The 18,090-nt window shown below is 70.6% G+C and carries 15 protein-coding genes; 9 read left to right on the plus strand and 6 right to left on the minus strand.

What is annotated here, in order from left to right; all coding sequences use genetic code 11:
- Nucleotides 1–292: 292 nt before the first annotated feature.
- The 6 genes from IEZ11_RS01885 to IEZ11_RS01910 all read left to right on the plus strand — a co-directional run bounded on the left by IEZ11_RS01885 (nucleotide 293) and on the right by IEZ11_RS01910 (nucleotide 5,848).
- On the plus strand, nucleotides 293–1,117 hold the full coding sequence (locus IEZ11_RS01885) for a TraR/DksA family transcriptional regulator (protein WP_189260738.1): 825 nt from the start codon (nucleotides 293–295) through the stop codon (nucleotides 1,115–1,117).
- Between the two features lie 67 nt (nucleotides 1,118–1,184).
- Nucleotides 1,185–1,790, plus strand: coding sequence for a signal peptidase II (gene lspA, locus IEZ11_RS01890; RefSeq protein ID WP_189260739.1), 606 nt, complete (start codon nucleotides 1,185–1,187; stop codon nucleotides 1,788–1,790).
- Between the two features lie 86 nt (nucleotides 1,791–1,876).
- A complete protein-coding gene (locus tag IEZ11_RS01895) occupies nucleotides 1,877–2,821 on the plus strand; it encodes an RluA family pseudouridine synthase (protein ID WP_189260740.1) in 945 nt (314 codons plus the stop codon).
- A complete protein-coding gene (locus IEZ11_RS01900; protein WP_189260741.1) occupies nucleotides 2,818–3,288 on the plus strand; it encodes a GNAT family N-acetyltransferase in 471 nt (156 codons plus the stop codon). Before IEZ11_RS01895 ends, IEZ11_RS01900 begins: the two co-directional genes overlap by 4 nt.
- 61 nt (nucleotides 3,289–3,349) lie before the next feature.
- A complete protein-coding gene (locus tag IEZ11_RS01905; RefSeq protein ID WP_189260742.1) occupies nucleotides 3,350–4,936 on the plus strand; it encodes a Na+/H+ antiporter in 1,587 nt (528 codons plus the stop codon).
- A 171-nt stretch (nucleotides 4,937–5,107) separates the two neighbouring features.
- Complete coding sequence (locus tag IEZ11_RS01910; protein WP_189260743.1) at nucleotides 5,108–5,848, plus strand: SDR family NAD(P)-dependent oxidoreductase; 741 nt, start codon at nucleotides 5,108–5,110, stop codon at nucleotides 5,846–5,848.
- Between the two features lie 8 nt (nucleotides 5,849–5,856).
- Here the strand turns inward: IEZ11_RS01910 and IEZ11_RS01915 are convergent, their stop codons facing one another.
- Nucleotides 5,857–6,966 (minus strand): mechanosensitive ion channel family protein, encoded by a 1,110-nt coding sequence (locus IEZ11_RS01915; RefSeq protein WP_189261100.1) that lies wholly within the window; start codon nucleotides 6,964–6,966, stop codon nucleotides 5,857–5,859.
- 140 nt (nucleotides 6,967–7,106) lie between these two features.
- On the opposite strand from IEZ11_RS01915, the gene IEZ11_RS01920 reads away from it, so the two are divergent.
- Nucleotides 7,107–7,676 carry a dienelactone hydrolase family protein gene (locus IEZ11_RS01920; protein ID WP_189260744.1) on the plus strand — a complete coding sequence of 190 codons (570 nt, stop codon included), beginning with the start codon at nucleotides 7,107–7,109 and terminating at the stop codon, nucleotides 7,674–7,676.
- 16 nt (nucleotides 7,677–7,692) lie between these two features.
- Here IEZ11_RS01920 and IEZ11_RS01925 read toward each other — a convergent pair whose 3' ends face one another.
- The 4 genes from IEZ11_RS01925 to IEZ11_RS01940 form a co-directional block, all read right to left on the minus strand.
- A complete protein-coding gene (locus tag IEZ11_RS01925) occupies nucleotides 7,693–9,363 on the minus strand; it encodes an alkaline phosphatase D family protein (RefSeq protein WP_189260745.1) in 1,671 nt (556 codons plus the stop codon).
- Between the two features lie 93 nt (nucleotides 9,364–9,456).
- Nucleotides 9,457–10,299, minus strand: a complete 843-nt coding sequence (locus IEZ11_RS01930) for a thioredoxin domain-containing protein (RefSeq protein WP_189260746.1) — start codon at nucleotides 10,297–10,299, stop codon at nucleotides 9,457–9,459.
- A gap of 112 nt (nucleotides 10,300–10,411) precedes the next feature.
- Nucleotides 10,412–11,098, minus strand: coding sequence for a hypothetical protein (locus IEZ11_RS01935; protein WP_189260747.1), 687 nt, complete (start codon nucleotides 11,096–11,098; stop codon nucleotides 10,412–10,414).
- A 67-nt stretch (nucleotides 11,099–11,165) separates the two neighbouring features.
- Complete coding sequence (locus IEZ11_RS01940; protein ID WP_189260748.1) at nucleotides 11,166–12,515, minus strand: DUF2252 domain-containing protein; 1,350 nt, start codon at nucleotides 12,513–12,515, stop codon at nucleotides 11,166–11,168.
- Nucleotides 12,516–12,738: 223 nt separating this feature from the next.
- Here IEZ11_RS01940 and dnaE point away from each other — a divergent pair, with 223 nt between their 5' ends.
- On the plus strand, nucleotides 12,739–16,278 hold the full coding sequence (dnaE, locus tag IEZ11_RS01945) for a DNA polymerase III subunit alpha (RefSeq protein WP_189260749.1): 3,540 nt from the start codon (nucleotides 12,739–12,741) through the stop codon (nucleotides 16,276–16,278).
- A 112-nt stretch (nucleotides 16,279–16,390) separates the two neighbouring features.
- Here dnaE and IEZ11_RS01950 read toward each other — a convergent pair whose 3' ends face one another.
- Nucleotides 16,391–16,570: a hypothetical protein gene (locus IEZ11_RS01950; protein ID WP_189260750.1), complete on the minus strand. Its 180-nt coding sequence runs from the start codon at nucleotides 16,568–16,570 to the stop codon at nucleotides 16,391–16,393.
- A 220-nt stretch (nucleotides 16,571–16,790) separates the two neighbouring features.
- Here IEZ11_RS01950 and IEZ11_RS01955 point away from each other — a divergent pair, with 220 nt between their 5' ends.
- Nucleotides 16,791–18,014, plus strand: a complete 1,224-nt coding sequence (locus IEZ11_RS01955; protein ID WP_189260751.1) for an NYN domain-containing protein — start codon at nucleotides 16,791–16,793, stop codon at nucleotides 18,012–18,014.
- Nucleotides 18,015–18,090: the final 76 nt, after the last annotated feature.

The following is an 18,090-nucleotide window of genomic DNA, read 5'->3' on the forward strand; positions in this document are numbered from 1 at the left end:
CGCACGGACAGCGGCCGACCGGTTTTACGGGTGTCCGGCCCGGCCCGGTCGGCGCCCGGTGGCGGTCCGGCCGAGATGACCCGAATGGCGCGGTACGCGTGTTCGCATCCTGGGATGTCCGGCTCGGCGGATTACCTCGCGGGGAGCTGGGCACAACGCATGCATACCTGCTGCGTGGGGGGTGCGGGGCAGGCGGATCGGGCGGCGTGCCCCGTTGCCGTGGGACTCGAGTCGATTTATCGTCCCAGCACGATTCGCGTGCAAGATCACAATATGTGAAGGGGCCGCGGCCATGGTGGCGAAGAAGACCGCTGGGGGCGGCGGAAGACAGGGCGCGCGTGCGACAGCGGCGGCTCCTTCCAGGAGAGCGCCGGCTGAGAAGGGTTCCGCCGAGGACTCCGCCGTGACGAAGACACCGGTGGGCAGGACGGCCGGGAAGAAGGCCGTCGCGAAGAAGGCCGACGGGGTGAAGGCGGCCGGGAAGGCGGCGGCGGTGGTGAAGGACACCGCGGAACAGCCGGAGAAGAGCGCGTCCAGGGCCGCGGCGACGAAGACCGCGGCGGAGCAGGGCACGGCCAAGAAGAGCACGGCCAAGAAAGCGGGCGCGGCGCGGGCCGCGAAGCAGACGGGAGCCACGACGGTGGTTGCGAAGAAGACTCCTGGCACGGCCAGGGCGGCGGAGAGCGCCGTCCCCAAGGCGCGGGTCGCCACGGTGGTGCCGGGCGAGCTCGCGGTGCGTCCCGGCGAGGACCCGTGGACCCCGGAGGAGGTCGAGGAGGCGCGCACCGAGCTGATGACCGAGGCACTGCGGCTGCGCACCGAGCTGGACGCCTCCGACAGCGCCCTGGCCGGCCTGATGCGGGACTCCGGCGACGGCGCCGGCGACGACCAGGCCGACACCGGCACCAAGAACATCACGCGCGAGCACGAGCTGGCACTGGCCGCCAACGCGCGCGAGATGCTGGAACAGACCGAGCGTGCCCTCGCGAAGCTGGACGCGGGCACCTACGGCCTCTGCGAGAACTGCGGGAACGCCATCGGCAAGGCCCGGATGCAGGCCTTCCCGAGGGCCACCCTGTGCGTGGAGTGCAAGCAGAAGCAGGAACGCCGCTACTGAGCACCGGGGTCGCCTGGGGTGTGCCGTAGTCTCGTCCCGAGGCAGGCACCTAGGTTGAGGGACTCACGTGGCAGAGGCGGAACGCATCATCGGTACGCCGGGCACCCCGGACGACGGCGACGAGCGGACGGCGGTACCCGACGCGTCCGGTGCGGATCAGCAGTCCACCGCGGGCCGGCGGCCCGGTCGCGGGCGCCGGATCGCCGTGCTGTTCGCGGTGGCCGCCTTCGCCTTCACCCTCGACCTGGTCAGCAAGATGATCGTGGTCGCGAAGCTGGAGCACCACGCGCCGATCGAGGTCGTCGGCGACTGGCTGGAGTTCCACGCGATCCGCAACCCGGGCGCGGCCTTCGGCTTCGGCGGTGCCTTCACGATCATCTTCACGGTGATCGCGGCGGCCGTGATCGTGGTGATCTTCCGGCTGGCGCGCAAGCTGTACAGCTTCCCCTGGGCGGTCGCGCTCGGCCTGCTGCTCGGCGGCGCGCTCGGCAACCTCACCGACCGGATCTTCCGCTCGCCGGGGATCTTCGAGGGTCAGGTCGTCGACTTCATCGCGCCCAAGGGGTTCGCGGTGTTCAACCTGGCCGACTCCGCGATCGTCTGCGGCGGCATCCTGATCGTGCTGCTCTCCTTCCGCGGCCTGGACCCGGACGGGACCGTCCACAAGGACTGATCCGGACCGCCGGGCCCACCGGCCCGGCGGGGCGCCCGCGGGGGCTTGCGTACGGGGCTGTCGGCGCGGTCCGGCATACTCGACGGGTGAGCACGATTCCCGAGATCCGAACCCTGCCCGTGCCCGACGGCCTGGAGGGCGAGCGCGTCGACGCCGCCATCTCCCGCATGTTCGGCTTCTCCCGCACCAAGGCGGCCGAGCTGGCCGCGGCGGGCAAGGTCCAGGTCGACGGCTCGGTGGTCGGCAAGTCCGAGCGGGTGCGCGGCGGAGCCTGGCTGGAGGTCGAGATGCCCGGGGCGCCCGCGCCCGTGCAGATCGTCGCGGAGCCCGTCGAGGGCATGGAGATCGTGCACGACGACGATGACGTGGTCGTGATCGTCAAGCCGGTCGGCGTGGCCGCGCACCCCTCCCCGGGCTGGACCGGCCCGACCGTCATCGGCGGTCTCGCGGCCGCCGGCTACCGCATCTCCACCTCCGGCGCCGCCGAGCGCCAGGGCATCGTGCACCGCCTGGACGTCGGCACCTCGGGCCTGATGGTGGTCGCCAAGTCGGAGCGTGCGTACACGTCGCTCAAGCGCCAGTTCAAGGAGCGCACGGTCGACAAGCGCTACCACACGCTCGTGCAGGGCCACCCCGACCCGACCAGCGGCACCATCGACGCCCCCATCGGCCGCCACCCCCAGCACGACTACAAGTGGGCGGTCACGGCCGACGGCAAGCCCTCGGTGACCCACTACGACCTCGTCGAGGCGTTCCGCGCGGCCTCCCTGCTCGACGTGAAGCTGGAGACCGGCCGCACCCACCAGATCCGCGTCCACATGGCCGCCCACCGCCACCCCTGCGTCGGTGACCTGACCTACGGCGCCGACCCGACGCTCGCCAAGCGGCTGCGCCTGACCCGGCAGTGGCTGCACGCCGTCCGGCTCGGCTTCGAGCACCCCGGGGACGGCGAGTGGGCCGAGTTCGAGAGCGGCTACCCGGCCGACCTCCAGGAGGCGCTCGACCAGGTCCGCGAGGAGACGTACGGGTGAGCACGCGCGCGTACGCGGTGCGGGTCGCCGAGGACCCCGCCGACCTGGAGGCGTGCTTCGCGGTGCGCAAGCAGGTCTTCGTGGCCGAGCAGGGCGTCCCGGAGGACCTGGAGTACGACGAGTACGACCCGGTCGCCCTGCATGTCCTGGCGGTCCGCGAGGACGGGGTGCCGCTCGGCACCGGCCGGCTGCTGTACGGCGAGGCGGCCGCGGCCAAGACCGGCGGTGACCTGTCCCTGGGCTCCCTGGGCCGGCTCGCGGTCACCCGGGAGGCCCGCGGCCTCGGTGTCGGCGTCGCCCTCGTCCGGGCCATCGAGGAGGCCGCACGCGCGCGTGGCCTGACCACCGTGGACCTGCACGCGCAGACCCGGGCACTGGGCTTCTACGAGCGGCTGGGCTACGAGCCGTACGGCCCGGAGTACGAGGAGGCGGGCATCGCGCACCGGGGGATGCGACGCGCGCTCTGACCGGGGCCGCATGGCAGGCTTGAGGCCTGCTGTGTGATCGTCGACTCCCGGAGCGCTGACCGTGGATCAGATGGCCCTGTTGTTCGTGCTGCTGCTCGGGGCCCTGGTGAGCGTTCCGGTGGGGGACCGGCTCGGACTGCCGGCGCCCGTGCTGATGACGCTGTTCGGGATCGTTCTCGCGGTGGCCGACTTCGTGCCGAACGTCGACATCCCGCCCGAGCTGATCCTGCCGGGCCTGCTGCCGCCGCTGCTCTACGCCGCCGTACGGCGGACCTCGTGGCGGCAGTTCGCGGCCAACATCCGCCCGATCTTCCTGTTGGCGGTGGCCCTGGTGTTCGTCACCACGGTGTGCGTCGCCGTCGTCGCCAACGCGATCGTGCCCGGCCTGCCGATCGCCGCCGCGGTCGCGCTCGGCGCACTGGTCGCCCCGCCCGACCCGGTCGCCGCGACGGCGGTCGCCGGACAGCTGGGGCTGCCCCGCCGGCTGGTGTCGATCCTGGAGGGCGAGGGCCTCTTCAACGACGTGACGGCCATCGTCCTCTACCACGTGGCGATCGCCGCCGTGGTCAGCGGCACCTTCTCGCCCTGGCGGGCCGGGCTGGACTTCCTGCTGTCCGCCGTGGTCGCGGTCGTGGTGGGCCTGGTGCTCGGCTGGGGCGCCAACAAGCTGATGGACATCCTCGGCGACGCCACCCTCCAGATCGGCCTGACCCTGCTGGTCCCGTACGTCTCGTACGTCGTCGCCGAGGAACTGCACGGCTCCGGTGTGCTCGCGGTGCTCACCACCGCGCTGTTCATCGCCGAGTACGCCACCGATGCCGACGACGTGATGACCCGGCTCGCCGGATACACCTTCTGGGACATCGTCGACACGCTCGTCACCGGAGTCGCGTTCGGGCTGATCGGCCTGGAGCTGCACAACGCGATCCGTACGGCGTCCGGCCGCTGGGGCGAGCTGCTCGGCTGGGCGGCCGCGATCGTCGGCGTGGTCGTCGTGGTGCGGCTGGTGTGGCTGCTGCCGGCGACCTGGCTGACCAAGCGGCTGCACGCGAAGCGGGACTACGACGAGGAGATCCCGACCAGCTGGCGGGAGACCGTCGTGATGTGGTGGTCCGGGATGCGGGGGGTGGCGTCGGTGGCGCTGGCCCTGGCCATCCCGTTGAGGACCGACGGCGGGGCGGCGTTCCCGGACCGGGACGAGATCGTCTTCATCGCCTTCGGCGTGATCATGGCGACGCTGGTGCTCCAGGGGCTGACCCTGCCGTGGCTGGTGAAGCGGCTGGGGGTGCGGGCCGACACCGACCGGGAGAAGGAGATCGAGCGGGAGCTGGCGGTACGGGCGGCGAAGGCGGCGCGGCGGCGCCTGAAGGAGATCGAGCAGGTCGAGGAGTTGCCGGAGGACGTGACGGAGCAGATGCTGCGGCGGGCCTTCGAGATCGGGTTCCGGATCAGTCCCGACGTGGTGGAGGACGAGCGGCGGGAGGGCCATGAGAAGCGGATGCGGCGGCTGAGGCGGTTGCGGCGGATCCAGCAGGAGATGCTCAGCGCGGCACGGCACGAGGTGCTGGCGGCGCGGAGCGAGCCGGGGGCGGATCCGGAGATCGTGGACCGGGTGCTGCGGCATCTGGACGTCCGCAGCCTGCGGTAGCGCTCCGCTGGGAGAGCCGCGATGGGTCGTCTGTCGTCTGCGGCACCGTCGTGGCTGGTCGCGCAGTTCCCCGCGCCCCTTCGGGGGCGCTGTACAGCGACGGTAATACAAGCGCATGGCGGCTGTGGACAGTCGCAGGCGCCGTCGGCTTTCCGCTCGTAGTCTCGGATCATGGCTCGGAACATTGTGATCAGTGGTGGAGGAACCGGGATCGGGCTCGCTGCGGCGCGGGTGTTCGCCGCGGACGGGGACCGTGTGCTGCTGCTCGGGCGGCGCAGAGAGGTGCTGGAGAAGGCCGGGGTGCCGGGGGCGGAGGTGTACGCGGCCGATCTGGCCGAGCCGGCGCAGGTGCGCGGAGTCGCACGGTTCGTCGCCGAGGAGTTCGGGGCCGTCGACGTGCTCGTCCACAGCGCCGGAGGGAACGCGGCACGCACGGCCGACGCCGACGCCGGCGATCCGCTCGACGCCGCCGCGCGCGTCTGGACCGGCGACTTCCGGCAGAACACGCTGACCTCCGTCCTGCTCACGGAGGCGCTGAAGGAACGGCTCGCCGATCCCGGCGGGCGGGTGCTGTTCATCAGCTCCGTCGCCGCGTTCCGGGGCTCGGGAAGCGGCTCCTACGCCGCCTCCAAGGCCGCCCTGCACCCGTACGCCCACGACCTGGCCAGGGAGCTCGGCCCGCGCGGGGTCACCGTGAACGTGGTCGCGCCCGGGTACGTCGAGGACACCGACTTCTTCGGCGGGCCGGTGGCGCAGGCGCGGCGGGAGCGGCTCGTCGCCGAGACGTCGACCGGGCGGGCCGGCACACCCGGTGACGTCGCGGCCACCCTGCACTGGCTGGCCTCCCCGGCCGCCGGGCACATCACCTCGCAGATCATCCAGGTCAACGGCGGCGCCGAACGCGGCCATTGAGGTGGGACTCAGTCACGGCCGGTGCGGGGCGGGTCGTGCAGACGGCGGCCCGCCGACCCGTCCTGGGAGGGAATGATCCCGCCCGGCGGCAGGACCGCGTCGGCCGTGTTGACCCGCGGCAGGGCATACGGGTGCTCCGCGCCCAGCCAGGTGATCATCTGCTCCCGGACGGTCACCCGGACCTTCCAGACGTCGTCCGCGTCCTTGGCGGTCACCAGCGCGCGTACCTGGATGGTGTTCGGGGTGCTGTCGGTGACCACCAGGCCGTAGTCCCGGCCGTCCCAGGCCGGGCACTCCCGCAGGATGTCCCGGAGCTTCTCGCGCATCGGCTCCAGCGGTGCCGAGTGGTCGAGGTGCCAGTAGACGATCCCGGTCATCTGCGGGGTGCCCCGCGACCAGTTCTCGAAGGGTTTGGAGGTGAAGTACGACACCGGCATGGTGATCCGGCGCTCGTCCCAGGTCCGTACCGTCAGAAAGGTCAGGGTGATCTCCTCGACCGTGCCCCACTCGCCGTCGACCACGACCGTGTCCCCGAGGCGCACCATGTCGCCGAAGGCGATCTGCAGACCGGCGAACATGTTCGCCAGCGTGGACTGGGCGGCCACACCGGCGACGATGCCGAGGACGCCCGCGGAGGCCAGCAGCGAGGCGCCGGCCGCGCGCATCGCCGGGAAGGTCAGCAGCATCGCCGCCACGGCCACCACGCCGACGATCGCCGTCACCACCCGCATGATCAGCGACACCTGGGTGCGCACCCGGCGGACCCGGGCCGCGTCGTGGTGGACGCGGGCGTAGCGGTCGTAGGTCGAGTCCACGACGGCCGCCGCGATCCGCACCACCAGCCAGGCGGCCGACCCGATCAGCACCAGGGTCAGGACCTGGCCGACCGCGATCCGGTGCTCCCGGATCAGTTCGGCCTGGTCGTAGGAGCCTCTGAGCAGGGCCGTGCACAGCACCAGCTGGTAGGGGACGCGGCCGCGGCGCAGCAGGCCCCACAGGGGCGTCTCGCTGTGCCGTGAGTCGGCCTTGCGCAGCAGCAGGTCGGTCACCCAGCCGATCAGCAGGGTGAGGACGACGGCGCCGCCGACCACGATCAGCGGGCGGAGTACGTTCTCCATCTCCATGGATGCGAACGTAACCGGATCTGCGGGGTCCTGAACATGCCGCCCGGTGAGAAGGACGTCACGGTCGGGTCCGCAGCGCGGGCGGCACACAGGGCCCGGCGGGCGTTGTCGGTGTCGGCTGGCACCATGGGCGCATGAACATCATGCTCTTTCACTCGACCTACGGCCCCAGGCCCGCGGTGCGCGAGGCCGCGGACCGGCTGCGTGCCGCCGGTCACGAGGTGTGGACGCCGGACCTGTTCGAGGGGCGCACGTTCGACACGGTCGAGGAGGGCATGGAGTTCAACGAGTCGATCGGCAAGGACGAGCTGCTGAAGCGAGCCGTGCTGGCTGCGGCGCCGTACTCCGAGCGCGGCCTGGTGTACGCGGGGTTCTCGCTGGGCGCCTCGGTCGCGCAGACGCTGGCACTGGGCGACGAGCGGGCGCGGGGGCTGCTGCTCCTGCACGGCACGTCGGACATCGCGCCCAGCGCCTCGGTGGCCGACCTGCCGGTGCAGCTGCACGTGGCCGAGCCGGACGCCTTCGAGACGGACGACTGGCTGAGCGCCTGGTACCTGCAGATGGGCCGGGCCGGCGCCGATGTGGAGATCTACCGGTACCCGGGGGCCGGCCACCTCTACACCGACCCCGGCCTGCCGGACTACGACGAGGAGGCCGCCGAGGCCACCTGGCGGGTGGCGCTCGGCTTCCTCGACACGCTGTAGGCGTCGGCCGCGGCGGTCACACCGGGTCGTAGGTGCGTTCGACCTTCTGGGTGCCGCTGCGGGTGCGGTACGACCGCTCCCAGGACGAGGTGGCGTCGGCCTTCGTCTTGTCGGAGAGGACGTAGTAGTCCATCTGCGCCCGCGCGGCCGTGATGTCCAGGATGCCGTAGCCGTGCCGGTCGGTGTCGACCCAGTGGACGTGCCGGTTGGCGAGCTGGATGAGCGGTGCGGCGAGGGTGGAGACGACACCCGGGGAGACCTTCAGGAGGTCGTCCAGGTTGTCGGAGGTCACCGAGGTGATCACGAACTCGGTGGCGGCGGAGGCGGACAGCGGGTAGGTCCCGGCGTCCACGGGCACGTCGTTGGCCCAGGACATGTGGATGTCGCCGGTGAGGAACACCGTGTTGCCGATCGCGTTGGAGCGCAGGTGGGCCAGCAGCTCGCGGCGGTCGTCGGTGTAGCCGTCCCACTGGTCGGTGTTGAGGGCGAGGCCGTCCTGGGGCAGGCCGAGCAGCTTGGCCAGCGGCTTGAGGAGGTCGGCGGAGAGCGAGCCGATGGCGAACGGCGAGATCATCACCGAGTTGCCGACCAGCCGCCAGGTGGTGTCGGAGGCCTTCAGTCCGGCCTTGAGCCAGTCGAGCTGGGCGCGGCCGGTGATGGTGCGGTCCGGGTCGTCGACCGAGCCGCTGCCCGTGGACACCTGCTGGGAGCGGAAGGAGCGCAGGTCGAGCAGGGAGAGGTCGGCGAGCTTGCCGAAGCGCAGCCGGCGGTAGGTGGTGCCGGCGATGGCCGGGCGGACCGGCATCCACTCGAAGTAGGCCTGCTTGGCGGCCGCCTGACGGGCCGTCCAGGTGCCCTCGGCGCCCTCGGTGTGGTTCTCGGCGCCGCCGGACCAGGAGTCGTTGGCGAACTCGTGGTCGTCCCAGATCGCGATGACCGGCGCCTTGGCGTGCAGGGCCTGGAGGTCGGTGTCCGTCTTGTACTTGCCGTGCCGGGTGCGGTAGTCGGCGAGCGTGATGATCTCGTGGGTGGGCGCGTGCTCGCGGACCACGGTGTCGCGGGTGCCGTACTCGCCGGTGCCGTACTCGTAGATGTAGTCGCCCAGGTGCAGCCACGCGTCGAGGTCGTTGCGGAGCGCCAGGTGACGGTAGGAGGCGAAGTAGCCGGCCTCCCAGTTGGCGCAGGTGACGACGCCGAAGCGGAGGCCGGTGACGGCGGCGTCGGTGGCCGGCGCGGTGCGGGTGCGCGCCACCGGGGAGTCGGTGCCGCCGGCCGAGAAGCGGAACCAGTAGTCGGTGGCGGGGGCCAGGCCGCGGATGTCGGCCTTGACGGTGTGGTCGGAGGCGGCGGTCGCGGTGGTGGTGCCCTTCGAGACCACGTTCGTCAGCGCCTTGTCGGTGGCGACGACCCAGCTGACCTCGGTGTCCGGGCCGACCCCGGAGCCCGGTGTCGCGTCGGCGGCCGGCGTCACCCGGGTCCACAGCAGGACGCCGTCGGGCAGCGGGTCGCCGGAGGCGACGCCGTGCAGGAAGGCGGGCGCGTCCGAGGCGGCCCGGGCCGGTATCGCGGCGGCCAGCGGGGCGGCCAGGACAGCGGTCGCCGCCGCGGCCTTGACGACCGTACGGCGGCGCGGAGCGAGGGAGTGCGCACTCCCGGAGGACTGAGTTGATCTGTTTCGACTGGTCACGACCGCTGAGGTTACTGACCAGTATGAACAAGAGCAGGCGAACCGGGGAAAGTTCGCCTGCTCTTCACGTGGAGCCGGATATTCCGCTCGGCGTCAGGCCTTGAGGGCCGCGTCCACCACGGTGTTGAAGGCGTCGATCGTCATCGGCGGGTTGCCGCTGGAGTCGGCCGTCAGCATCTTGCCGTTCATGACGAAGCTCGGGGTGCCCGTCACGCCGTCCTTGTTGGTGTCGAAGGTCTTCGACATGGCCAGCGCCCAGGCGTCGTACTTGCCGGACTTCACGTCGGCCTGGAAGGACTTGTTGTTCTTCAGGGCCGGGACGGTGTTGGCGACCTCGATGAGGTAGCTGTCGTTCTTGAACTTGTCGGTCGTCTCGTCCGGGTGCCACTTCTTCGAGTACAGCGCGGTCTTGTACTCGAGGAAGGCCTCGTCGCTGACGTTCAGCGCGGCGCCCATCGCGCTCAGCGCGCTCTTGGAGCCCTCGCCGCGCGAGCCGATCTGGCCCTTGCCGAGCGAGTCGCCGTCGAGGAACGTGCCGCCGATGTACTGGATCTTGAACTTGCCGTCGTCGATGTCCTTCTTCACCGTCGCGCCGACGGTCTGCTCGAACTGGGCGCAGATCGGGCAGCGCGGGTCCTCGTAGACCTTCAGGGTCTTCGTGGCGGTGGACTTGCCGATGACGACCGTGGTGCCGTTCGTGCCCGTCGTGTTGGCCGGGGCGACGACCTTGGCGTCCTTCTCGGCCTCCCAGTAGCCCGGCTTGTTGGCCTGGACGACGGCGTAGCCTATGCCGCCCGCCGCGGCCAGCACGGCCACCACCGAGGCGGCCACGATGACCTGCCGCTTGACCTTGGCGCGCTTGGCCTGCTTCTCGCGCTCGATGCGCAGCCGCTCCCGGGCCGCGTTCTTGGCAGCCGCGCTGTTCCGCTTGCTCATGTTGGTGATCTCCATAGGGGACGCGCACATGTCGTACGCGGGATACGTGTGGGGGACTCGTCGTGCTCGGACGAGCTCGCACGAGGGCCGTGCTTGGAGGAGGTGCTCGGACTCAGACGAGGGCGAGCGCGTGGGAGCACGGCGGTCCGCGCCGTCCCAGGGAGTGCACGAGGAGCAGGCCGCGGGCGGCGGCCGGGCGCGGCGCAGGGCGCGGCAGCCGTCGTACCGGGGCCGGCCGGACCGCGCCCGCGGCGACCGCGAGGAGCAGCGGGCGGAAGGTGGTGGCGGCGACGGCCCGCAGCAGCTGGGTCAGGGCGCGCTCGCCGCGGCGCAGCCAGGCGGCGGCGAGCAGACCCACGCCGACGTGCGCGGCGAGCAGCAGCCAGGCGGCGGCCGGATCGGCGTGCGCGAGGGCCGCGGCGGTGCGGGAGCCGCCGGTCATCTGGGCCAGCGGGGTGCCGACCGTGCCGCCGTGGCAGAGCACGTCGAGACCGACCGCGCGCAGCGGGCCGGCGATGGGGCCGCCCGCCCGGCCGTAACAGGCGTGCTGACCGGTGGTGAAGACCGTGTCGGCGGCCAGCTCCAGCGGGATCAGCAGGGCCGCGATCCGGCCGAAGCCGCGCTCGCGGCCCGCCAGCGCGTACGCCGTGCCGAACACCCCGGCGGCGACCGCGGCCACCGTCGTGAACGGCAGCGGGGCCCGGGACAGCAGCACGTGCGACGCGGTGCTGAGCGTCACGACGAAGGCCGTGAACAGCGCCGCGCGCACGGCTCTGAGCTGGGTCCCGGATATGTCCATAGCGGTGGAGAGTCTGTCACGTACTCATGTAGGGGACCCCTAAAAAGGCCCTGAGAATCGGCGAAGGTTACAGCCCTGGAATGCGGCCGTTGCGGAACAGGTCGACGAAGATCTGGTGGTCGCCGCGCGCACGTGAGCCGTAGCTGTGCGCGAAGTCGGTCAGCAGGCCCGCGAAGCCGTCCTCGTCGGCGGCGATCGCCGCGTCGATGGCCCGCTCGGTGGAGAACGGCACCAGGGACTCGCCGGAGGTGTCGTCGGCCGCCGAGTGCATGGACGCGGTGGCCCGGCCGAGGTCGGCGACGACCGCCGCGACCTCCTCCGGATCGTCGATGTCGCTCCAGTCCAGGTCCACCGCGTACGGCGACACCTCGGCGACCAGCTGCCCCGCGCCGTCCAGCTCGGTCCAGCCCAGCCACGGGTCGGCGTGCGCCTGGAGCGCGCGCTGCGAGATCACCGTGCGGTGGCCCTCGTGCTGGAAGTAGTCCCGGATCGCCGGGTCGGTGACGTGCCGGGAGACGGCCGGGGTCTGGGCCTGCTTGATGTAGATCACCACATCGTTCTCCAGGGCGTCCGTGGCGCCCTCCAGGAGGATGTTGTACGAGGGCAGGCCGGCCGAGCCGATGCCGATGCCGCGGCGGCCCACGACGTCCTTCACCCGGTAGGAGTCCGGGTGGGACAGGGAGGACTCGGGGAGCGTCTCCAGGTAGCCGTCGAAGGCCGCGAGCACCTTGTAGCGGGTCGCCGCGTCCAGTTCGATGGAGCCGCCGCCGGCGGCGAACCGGCGCTCGAAGTCGCGGATCTCCGTCATCGAGTCCAGCAGCTCGAAACGGGTCAGCGAGCGGGCCGTGCGCAGCGCGCCGAGCAGCGGACCCTCGGCGGTGTCCAGGGTGAAAGGCGGCACCTCGTCGCTCTTGGCGCCCGTCGCCAGCGCGTGGATGCGCTCGCGGTAGGCGCGCGCGTACTCCTCGACCAGGTCGGTGATCTGCTCGTCGCTGAACGCCTTCGCGTACCCGACCAGCGCGATGGAGGCGGCGAAGCGCTTCAGGTCCCAGGTGAAGGGGCCGACGTAGGCCTCGTCGAAGTCGTTGACGTTGAAGACCAGGCGGCCGTTGGAGTCCATGTACGTGCCGAAGTTCTCCGCGTGCAGGTCGCCGTGGATCCACACCCGCGAGGTGCGCTCGTCCAGGTACGGGCCGGTGTATATCCGCCCGGCGCCCAGACCGGCGTGCTCCGCGTCCAGGTCGTGGTAGAAGAGCGCGGCGGTGCCCCGGTAGAAGGCGAAGGCCGAGGCCGCCATCTTCCGGAACTTCACGCGGAACGCGGCCGGGTCGGCGGCCAGGAGCTCGCCGAAGGCGGTGTCGAAGACAGCGAGGATCTCCTCGCCGCGCTGCTCGCCGTTGAGCTGGGGGACCGGCATCGCTGGGTGCCTCCTGGTACGGGTGGTGCCTGACATGTGGCGCGGATCTCTCGCCCGGACCAACGTGCGAAGGTCCCCGGGAGTGCCCGCTCTCTTCGCACGAAGGTACGCGGGGGAGCGGGCCGGGTGTCAGTGCCGAGGCATAGGATTCCGGAGTCCCACCAGACCGTCCGCAGCCGGTCGGAAGATCGTCGACGCCTGATTTCCCTCGGAGGCCGAAACCGTGTCAAAGCCGCCCTTCACGCACCTGCACGTCCACACCCAGTACTCGCTGCTGGACGGTGCCGCGCGGCTCAAGGACATGTTCAACGCCTGCAACGAGATGGGCATGACGCACATCGCCATGTCCGACCACGGCAACCTGCACGGGGCGTACGACTTCTTCCACACGGCCAAGAAGTCCGGGGTCACCCCGATCATCGGCATCGAGGCCTACGTCGCCCCCGAGTCGCGGCGCAACAAGCGCAAGATCCAGTGGGGCCAGCCGCACCAGAAGCGGGACGACGTGTCCGGTTCGGGTGGTTACACCCACAAGACGATCTGGGCGGCGAACGCGACGGGCCTGCACAACCTCTTCCGCCTCTCCTCGGACGCCTACGCCGAGGGCTGGCTCCAGAAGTGGCCCCGGATGGACAAGGAGACCATCTCCCAGTGGTCCGAGGGGCTCATCGCCTCCACCGGCTGCCCCTCCGGCGAGCTCCAGACCCGGCTCCGCCTCGGCCAGTACGACGAGGCGCTGAAGGCGGCCGCCGACTACCAGGACATCTTCGGCAAGGACCGCTACTTCCTGGAGCTGATGGACCACGGCATCGACATCGAGCACCGGGTCCGCGACGGCCTCCTGGAGATCGGCAAGAAGCTCGGCATCCCCCCGCTGGTCACCAACGACTCGCACTACACGTACGCGCACGAGGCGACCGCCCACGACGCCCTGCTCTGCATCCAGACCGGCAAGAACCTCTCCGACCCGGACCGCTTCAAGTTCGACGGCACCGGCTACTACCTGAAGTCCACGGACGAGATGTACGCCATCGACTCCTCGGACGCCTGGCAGGAGGGCTGCGCCAACACCCTCCTGGTCGCCGAGCAGATCGACACCAGCGGCATGTTCGAGGCCAAGAACCTCATGCCGAAGTTCGACATCCCCGACGGCTTCACCGAGGTCACCTGGTTCAAGGAGGAGGTCCGCCGGGGCATGGAGCGCCGCTTCCCCGGCGGCATCCCGGACGACCGCCAGAAGCAGGTCGAGTACGAGCTGGACGTCATCATCCAGATGGGGTTCCCGGGCTACTTCCTCGTCGTCGCCGACTTCATCATGTGGGCCAAGAACAACGGCATCGCGGTCGGCCCCGGCCGAGGCTCCGCGGCCGGTTCGATCGTCGCCTACGCCATGGGCATCACCGACCTCGACCCGATCCCGCACGGCCTGATCTTCGAGCGGTTCCTCAACCCCGAGCGCGTCTCCATGCCCGACGTCGACATCGACTTCGACGAGCGTCGGCGCGTCGAGGTGATCAGGTACGTGACCGAGAAGTACGGCGCCGACAAGGTCGCCATGATCGGCACCTACGGCAAGATCAAGGCCAAGAACGCGATCAAGGACTCGGCGCGCGTCCTGGGCTACCCGTACGCGATGGGCGACCGGCTCACCAAGGCGATGCCCGCCGACGTCCTCGGCAAGGGCATCGACCTCGACGGCATCACCAACCCCTCGCACCCGCGCTACAACGAGGCCGGCGAGATCCGCGGGATGTACGAGAACGAGCCGGACGTGAAGAAGGTCATCGACACCGCCAAGGGCGTCGAGGGCCTGGTCCGGCAGATGGGCGTGCACGCCGCCGGCGTGATCATGTCCAGCGAGCCCATCGTCGACCACGCCCCGATCTGGGTGCGGCACACCGACGGCGTGACCATCACGCAGTGGGACTACCCGCAGTGCGAGTCGCTCGGCCTGCTGAAGATGGACTTCCTCGGCCTGCGCAACCTGACGATCATGGACGACGCCGTCAAGATGGTGAAGTCCAACAAGGGCATCGACCTCGACCTGCTGGCCCTGCCGCTCGACGATCCGAAGACCTTCGAACTGCTCCAGCGCGGTGACACCCTGGGCGTCTTCCAGTTCGACGGCGGGCCCATGCGCTCCCTGCTGCGCCTGATGAAGCCCGACAACTTCGAGGACATCTCCGCCGTCTCGGCGCTCTACCGTCCGGGCCCGATGGGCATGGACTCGCACACCAACTACGCGCTCCGCAAGAACAAGCTCCAGGAGATCACCCCGATCCACAAGGAGCTGGAGGAGCCCCTCGAAGAGGTCCTGGCCGTCACCTACGGTCTGATCGTCTACCAGGAGCAGGTGCAGAAGGCCGCCCAGATCATCGCGGGCTACTCGCTCGGCGAGGCCGACATCCTGCGCCGCGTGATGGGCAAGAAGAAGCCCGACGAACTGGCCAAGAACTTCACCATCTTCCAGGCCGGCGCCCAGAAGAACGGCTACAGCGACGAGGCCATCCAGGCCCTGTGGGACGTGCTGGTCCCGTTCGCCGGATACGCGTTCAACAAGGCGCACTCCGCCGCGTACGGCCTGGTCTCGTACTGGACCGCCTACCTCAAGGCGAACCACCCGGCCGAGTACATGGCCGGTCTGCTCACCTCGGTCAAGGACGACAAGGACAAGTCGGCCGTCTACCTCAACGAGTGCCGCCGCATGGGCATCAAGGTGCTCCCGCCGAACGTCAACGAGTCGGTGCACAACTTCGCCGCCCAGGGCGACGACGTGATCCTCTTCGGCCTCGAAGCCGTCCGCAACGTCGGCACCAACGTGGTGGATTCGATCATCAGGAGCCGCAAGGCCAAGGGCAAGTACGGCTCCTTCCCCGACTACCTCGACAAGGTCGAGGCGGTCGCGTGCAACAAGCGGACCACGGAGTCGCTGATCAAGGCGGGTGCCTTCGACGCCCTGGGGCACACCCGCAAGGGCCTCACCGCGCACTTCGACTCGATGATCGACAACGTGGTCGCGGTCAAGCGCAAGGAGGCCGAGGGCCAGTTCGACCTCTTCGGCGGGATGGGCGAGGAGGAGAGCGACGAGCCCGGCTTCGGACTGGACGTCGAGTTCACCACCGAGGAGTGGGACAAGACCTATCTGCTCGCCCAGGAGCGGGAGATGCTCGGCCTGTACGTCTCCGACCACCCGCTCTTCGGCCTGGAGCACGTGCTCTCCGACAAGGCCGACGCGGGCATCGCCCAGCTCACCGGCGGCGAGCACGCCGACGGGGCCGTGGTCACCATCGGCGGCATCATCTCCGGCCTCCAGCGCAAGATGACCAAGCAGGGCAACGCCTGGGCGATCGCCACCGTGGAGGACCTCGCCGGCTCCATCGAGTGCATGTTCTTCCCGGCGAGCTACCAGCTGATCTCGACCCAACTCGTCGAGGACGCGGTGGTGTTCGTCAAGGGCCGGCTCGACAAGCGCGAGGACGTGCCGCGCCTGGTGGGCATGGAGCTGGCGGTCCCGGACCTCTCCAACGCCGGCACCAACGCGCCCGTGATCCTCACCATCCCCGCCACCCGGGTCACCCCGCCGATGGTCAGCCGCCTCGGCGAGATCCTCGGTCACCACAAGGGCGACACCGAGGTCCGGATCAGGCTCCAGGGCCCGACCAAGACCACCGTGCTCCGTCTCGACCGGCACCGGGTGAAGCCGGACCCGGCGCTGTTCGGCGACCTCAAGGTGCTGCTCGGCCCGTCCTGCCTGGCCGGATAGGTCCGCAGCCGGCACCGGCCGTCGTACGCGCGCGGAAGGGGCGCACCCGTATCGGGTGCGCCCCTTCTGTGTGCCTGGGCTTCAACAGCCCGGTGGGACCTGGTCGGTCCGCTCAGTTGTGGCCGAAGCTCTTCTGCTTCTTGCGCGCGACATCGGCCGGGCTGCCCTGGATGTGCGACACCGGCGAGTCCTGGGACTCGCCCGACGTACGCTGCCCGTGCTCGTGGGTCTGCTCGGTCTGCTGCGAGGTGCGGTTCTGGGAGCCACCCTTGCGGTTCTTGTTCTTGGCCATGGTGATCTGCCTCCTGTGGGGGATCTAGGGGCCGAATTCAGATTCACATAGGCTGACAACGGACGCATTTCGGATAATTACCGTGTGTGACGCGGTTTGTCGGAGAGCGAGGTCCCGAAACGCCACGCCGAAGATCGAGTTCGGGCCGTTAACGCCCGCGTGGTCGGGCAGACTCGAAGGAAGCCCCGAAAGCAAACCTCCCGGGAAGAGGGTGAGTCGCGTGGACCGCTGCATCGTCCTGGTGGACGCCGGGTATCTGCTGGGTGCCGCCGCCAGTCTCCTCGCCGGTGAGCCCTCCCGATCCCGGATCACCGTCGACCACGCCGCGCTGATCCAGGCGCTGCGCGACCGCGCGGAGTCCGACACCGAGCGTCCACTGCTGCGCATCTACTGGTTCGACGGCGCCCCCGACCGTGTTCCCCAGCCGGAACACCGTCGGCTGCGTGTGATGCCCCGGGTGACCGTCCGGCTCGGCGCGCTGACCCGCAGCGACGGGCGGTGGGCGCAGAAGGGCGTGGACGCGGCCATGCACGCCGAGCTGACCGAACTGGCCCGCAACCGCGCCTGCTCCGACGTCGTCCTGGTGACCGGCGACGGGGATCTGCTGCCGGGCATGATGGCAGCCAAGGAGCACGGGGTCGCCGTACACCTGTGGGCGGTGCAGGCCGCCGACGGCGACTACAACCAGTCCGAGGACCTGGTCGCCGAGGCCGACGAGCGGCGGGTCCTGGACCGGGCGTGGATCACCCAGGCGGTACGGGCCAAGGAGCTGACCGCGGTCTGCGCGCCGCCGCCGGTGCCGCGGCCGGAGATCGCCGCGATCCTCTCGGCGCCGCTGCCCGAGTCGTCGCTGGCGCCCGCGCCGGAGGCGGGACCCGAGGGCGCCGACCGGGCGCCCGCGGTGAGCGTGGTGGAGAACGGGGCGCCGGAGCGGATGCCGGCGCCCAAAGGGGTGCCGACGCCCAAGGACCTCGCCGCGCTGCGGGCGCCGGGCGCGCAGTCGGTCCAGAATCCGGCGACGACGGCCACCCTGCGGTGGTCCTCCGACAAGGGGTGGGTGGACCGGCCGGGCGGCGCGGCGGAGTCGGCGGAGGCGGCCTCGATGCCGACGCTGGCGCAGCTGACCACCGCGGAGCAGCGGTGGGCCGACCGGGAGGAGGACATCACGACCGTCGGCGGGGATCCGTACGAGGTCGGGCAGGTGTTCGCCCGGCGGTGGATGTCGAGGCTCGGGGACCAGAGTCATCTCCACAAGCTGTCGGCGATGTATCCGCGCATTCCGCACCGGATCGACGGGGAGCTGTTGCGGTACGCGGCGCGGTTCGGGCTGCTGGCGCACAAGGACGACCAGATCGACGAGCATGACCGGTACGCCATTCGGGCGGGGTTCTGGAGAGAGTTCGATGTTCCGGCGGGGGCCGGGGAGCATGCGTCGGCGGAGTGAGTGAGGGGGCGTGGGCGACTGATTTCGGCCGCGGGCCGGTGGGGGTTGCTCGCGCAGTTCCCCGCGCCCCTCACGG

Source organism: Streptomyces fuscichromogenes, assembly GCF_014645815.1.
Lineage (GTDB): Bacteria > Actinomycetota > Actinomycetes > Streptomycetales > Streptomycetaceae > Streptomyces > Streptomyces fuscichromogenes.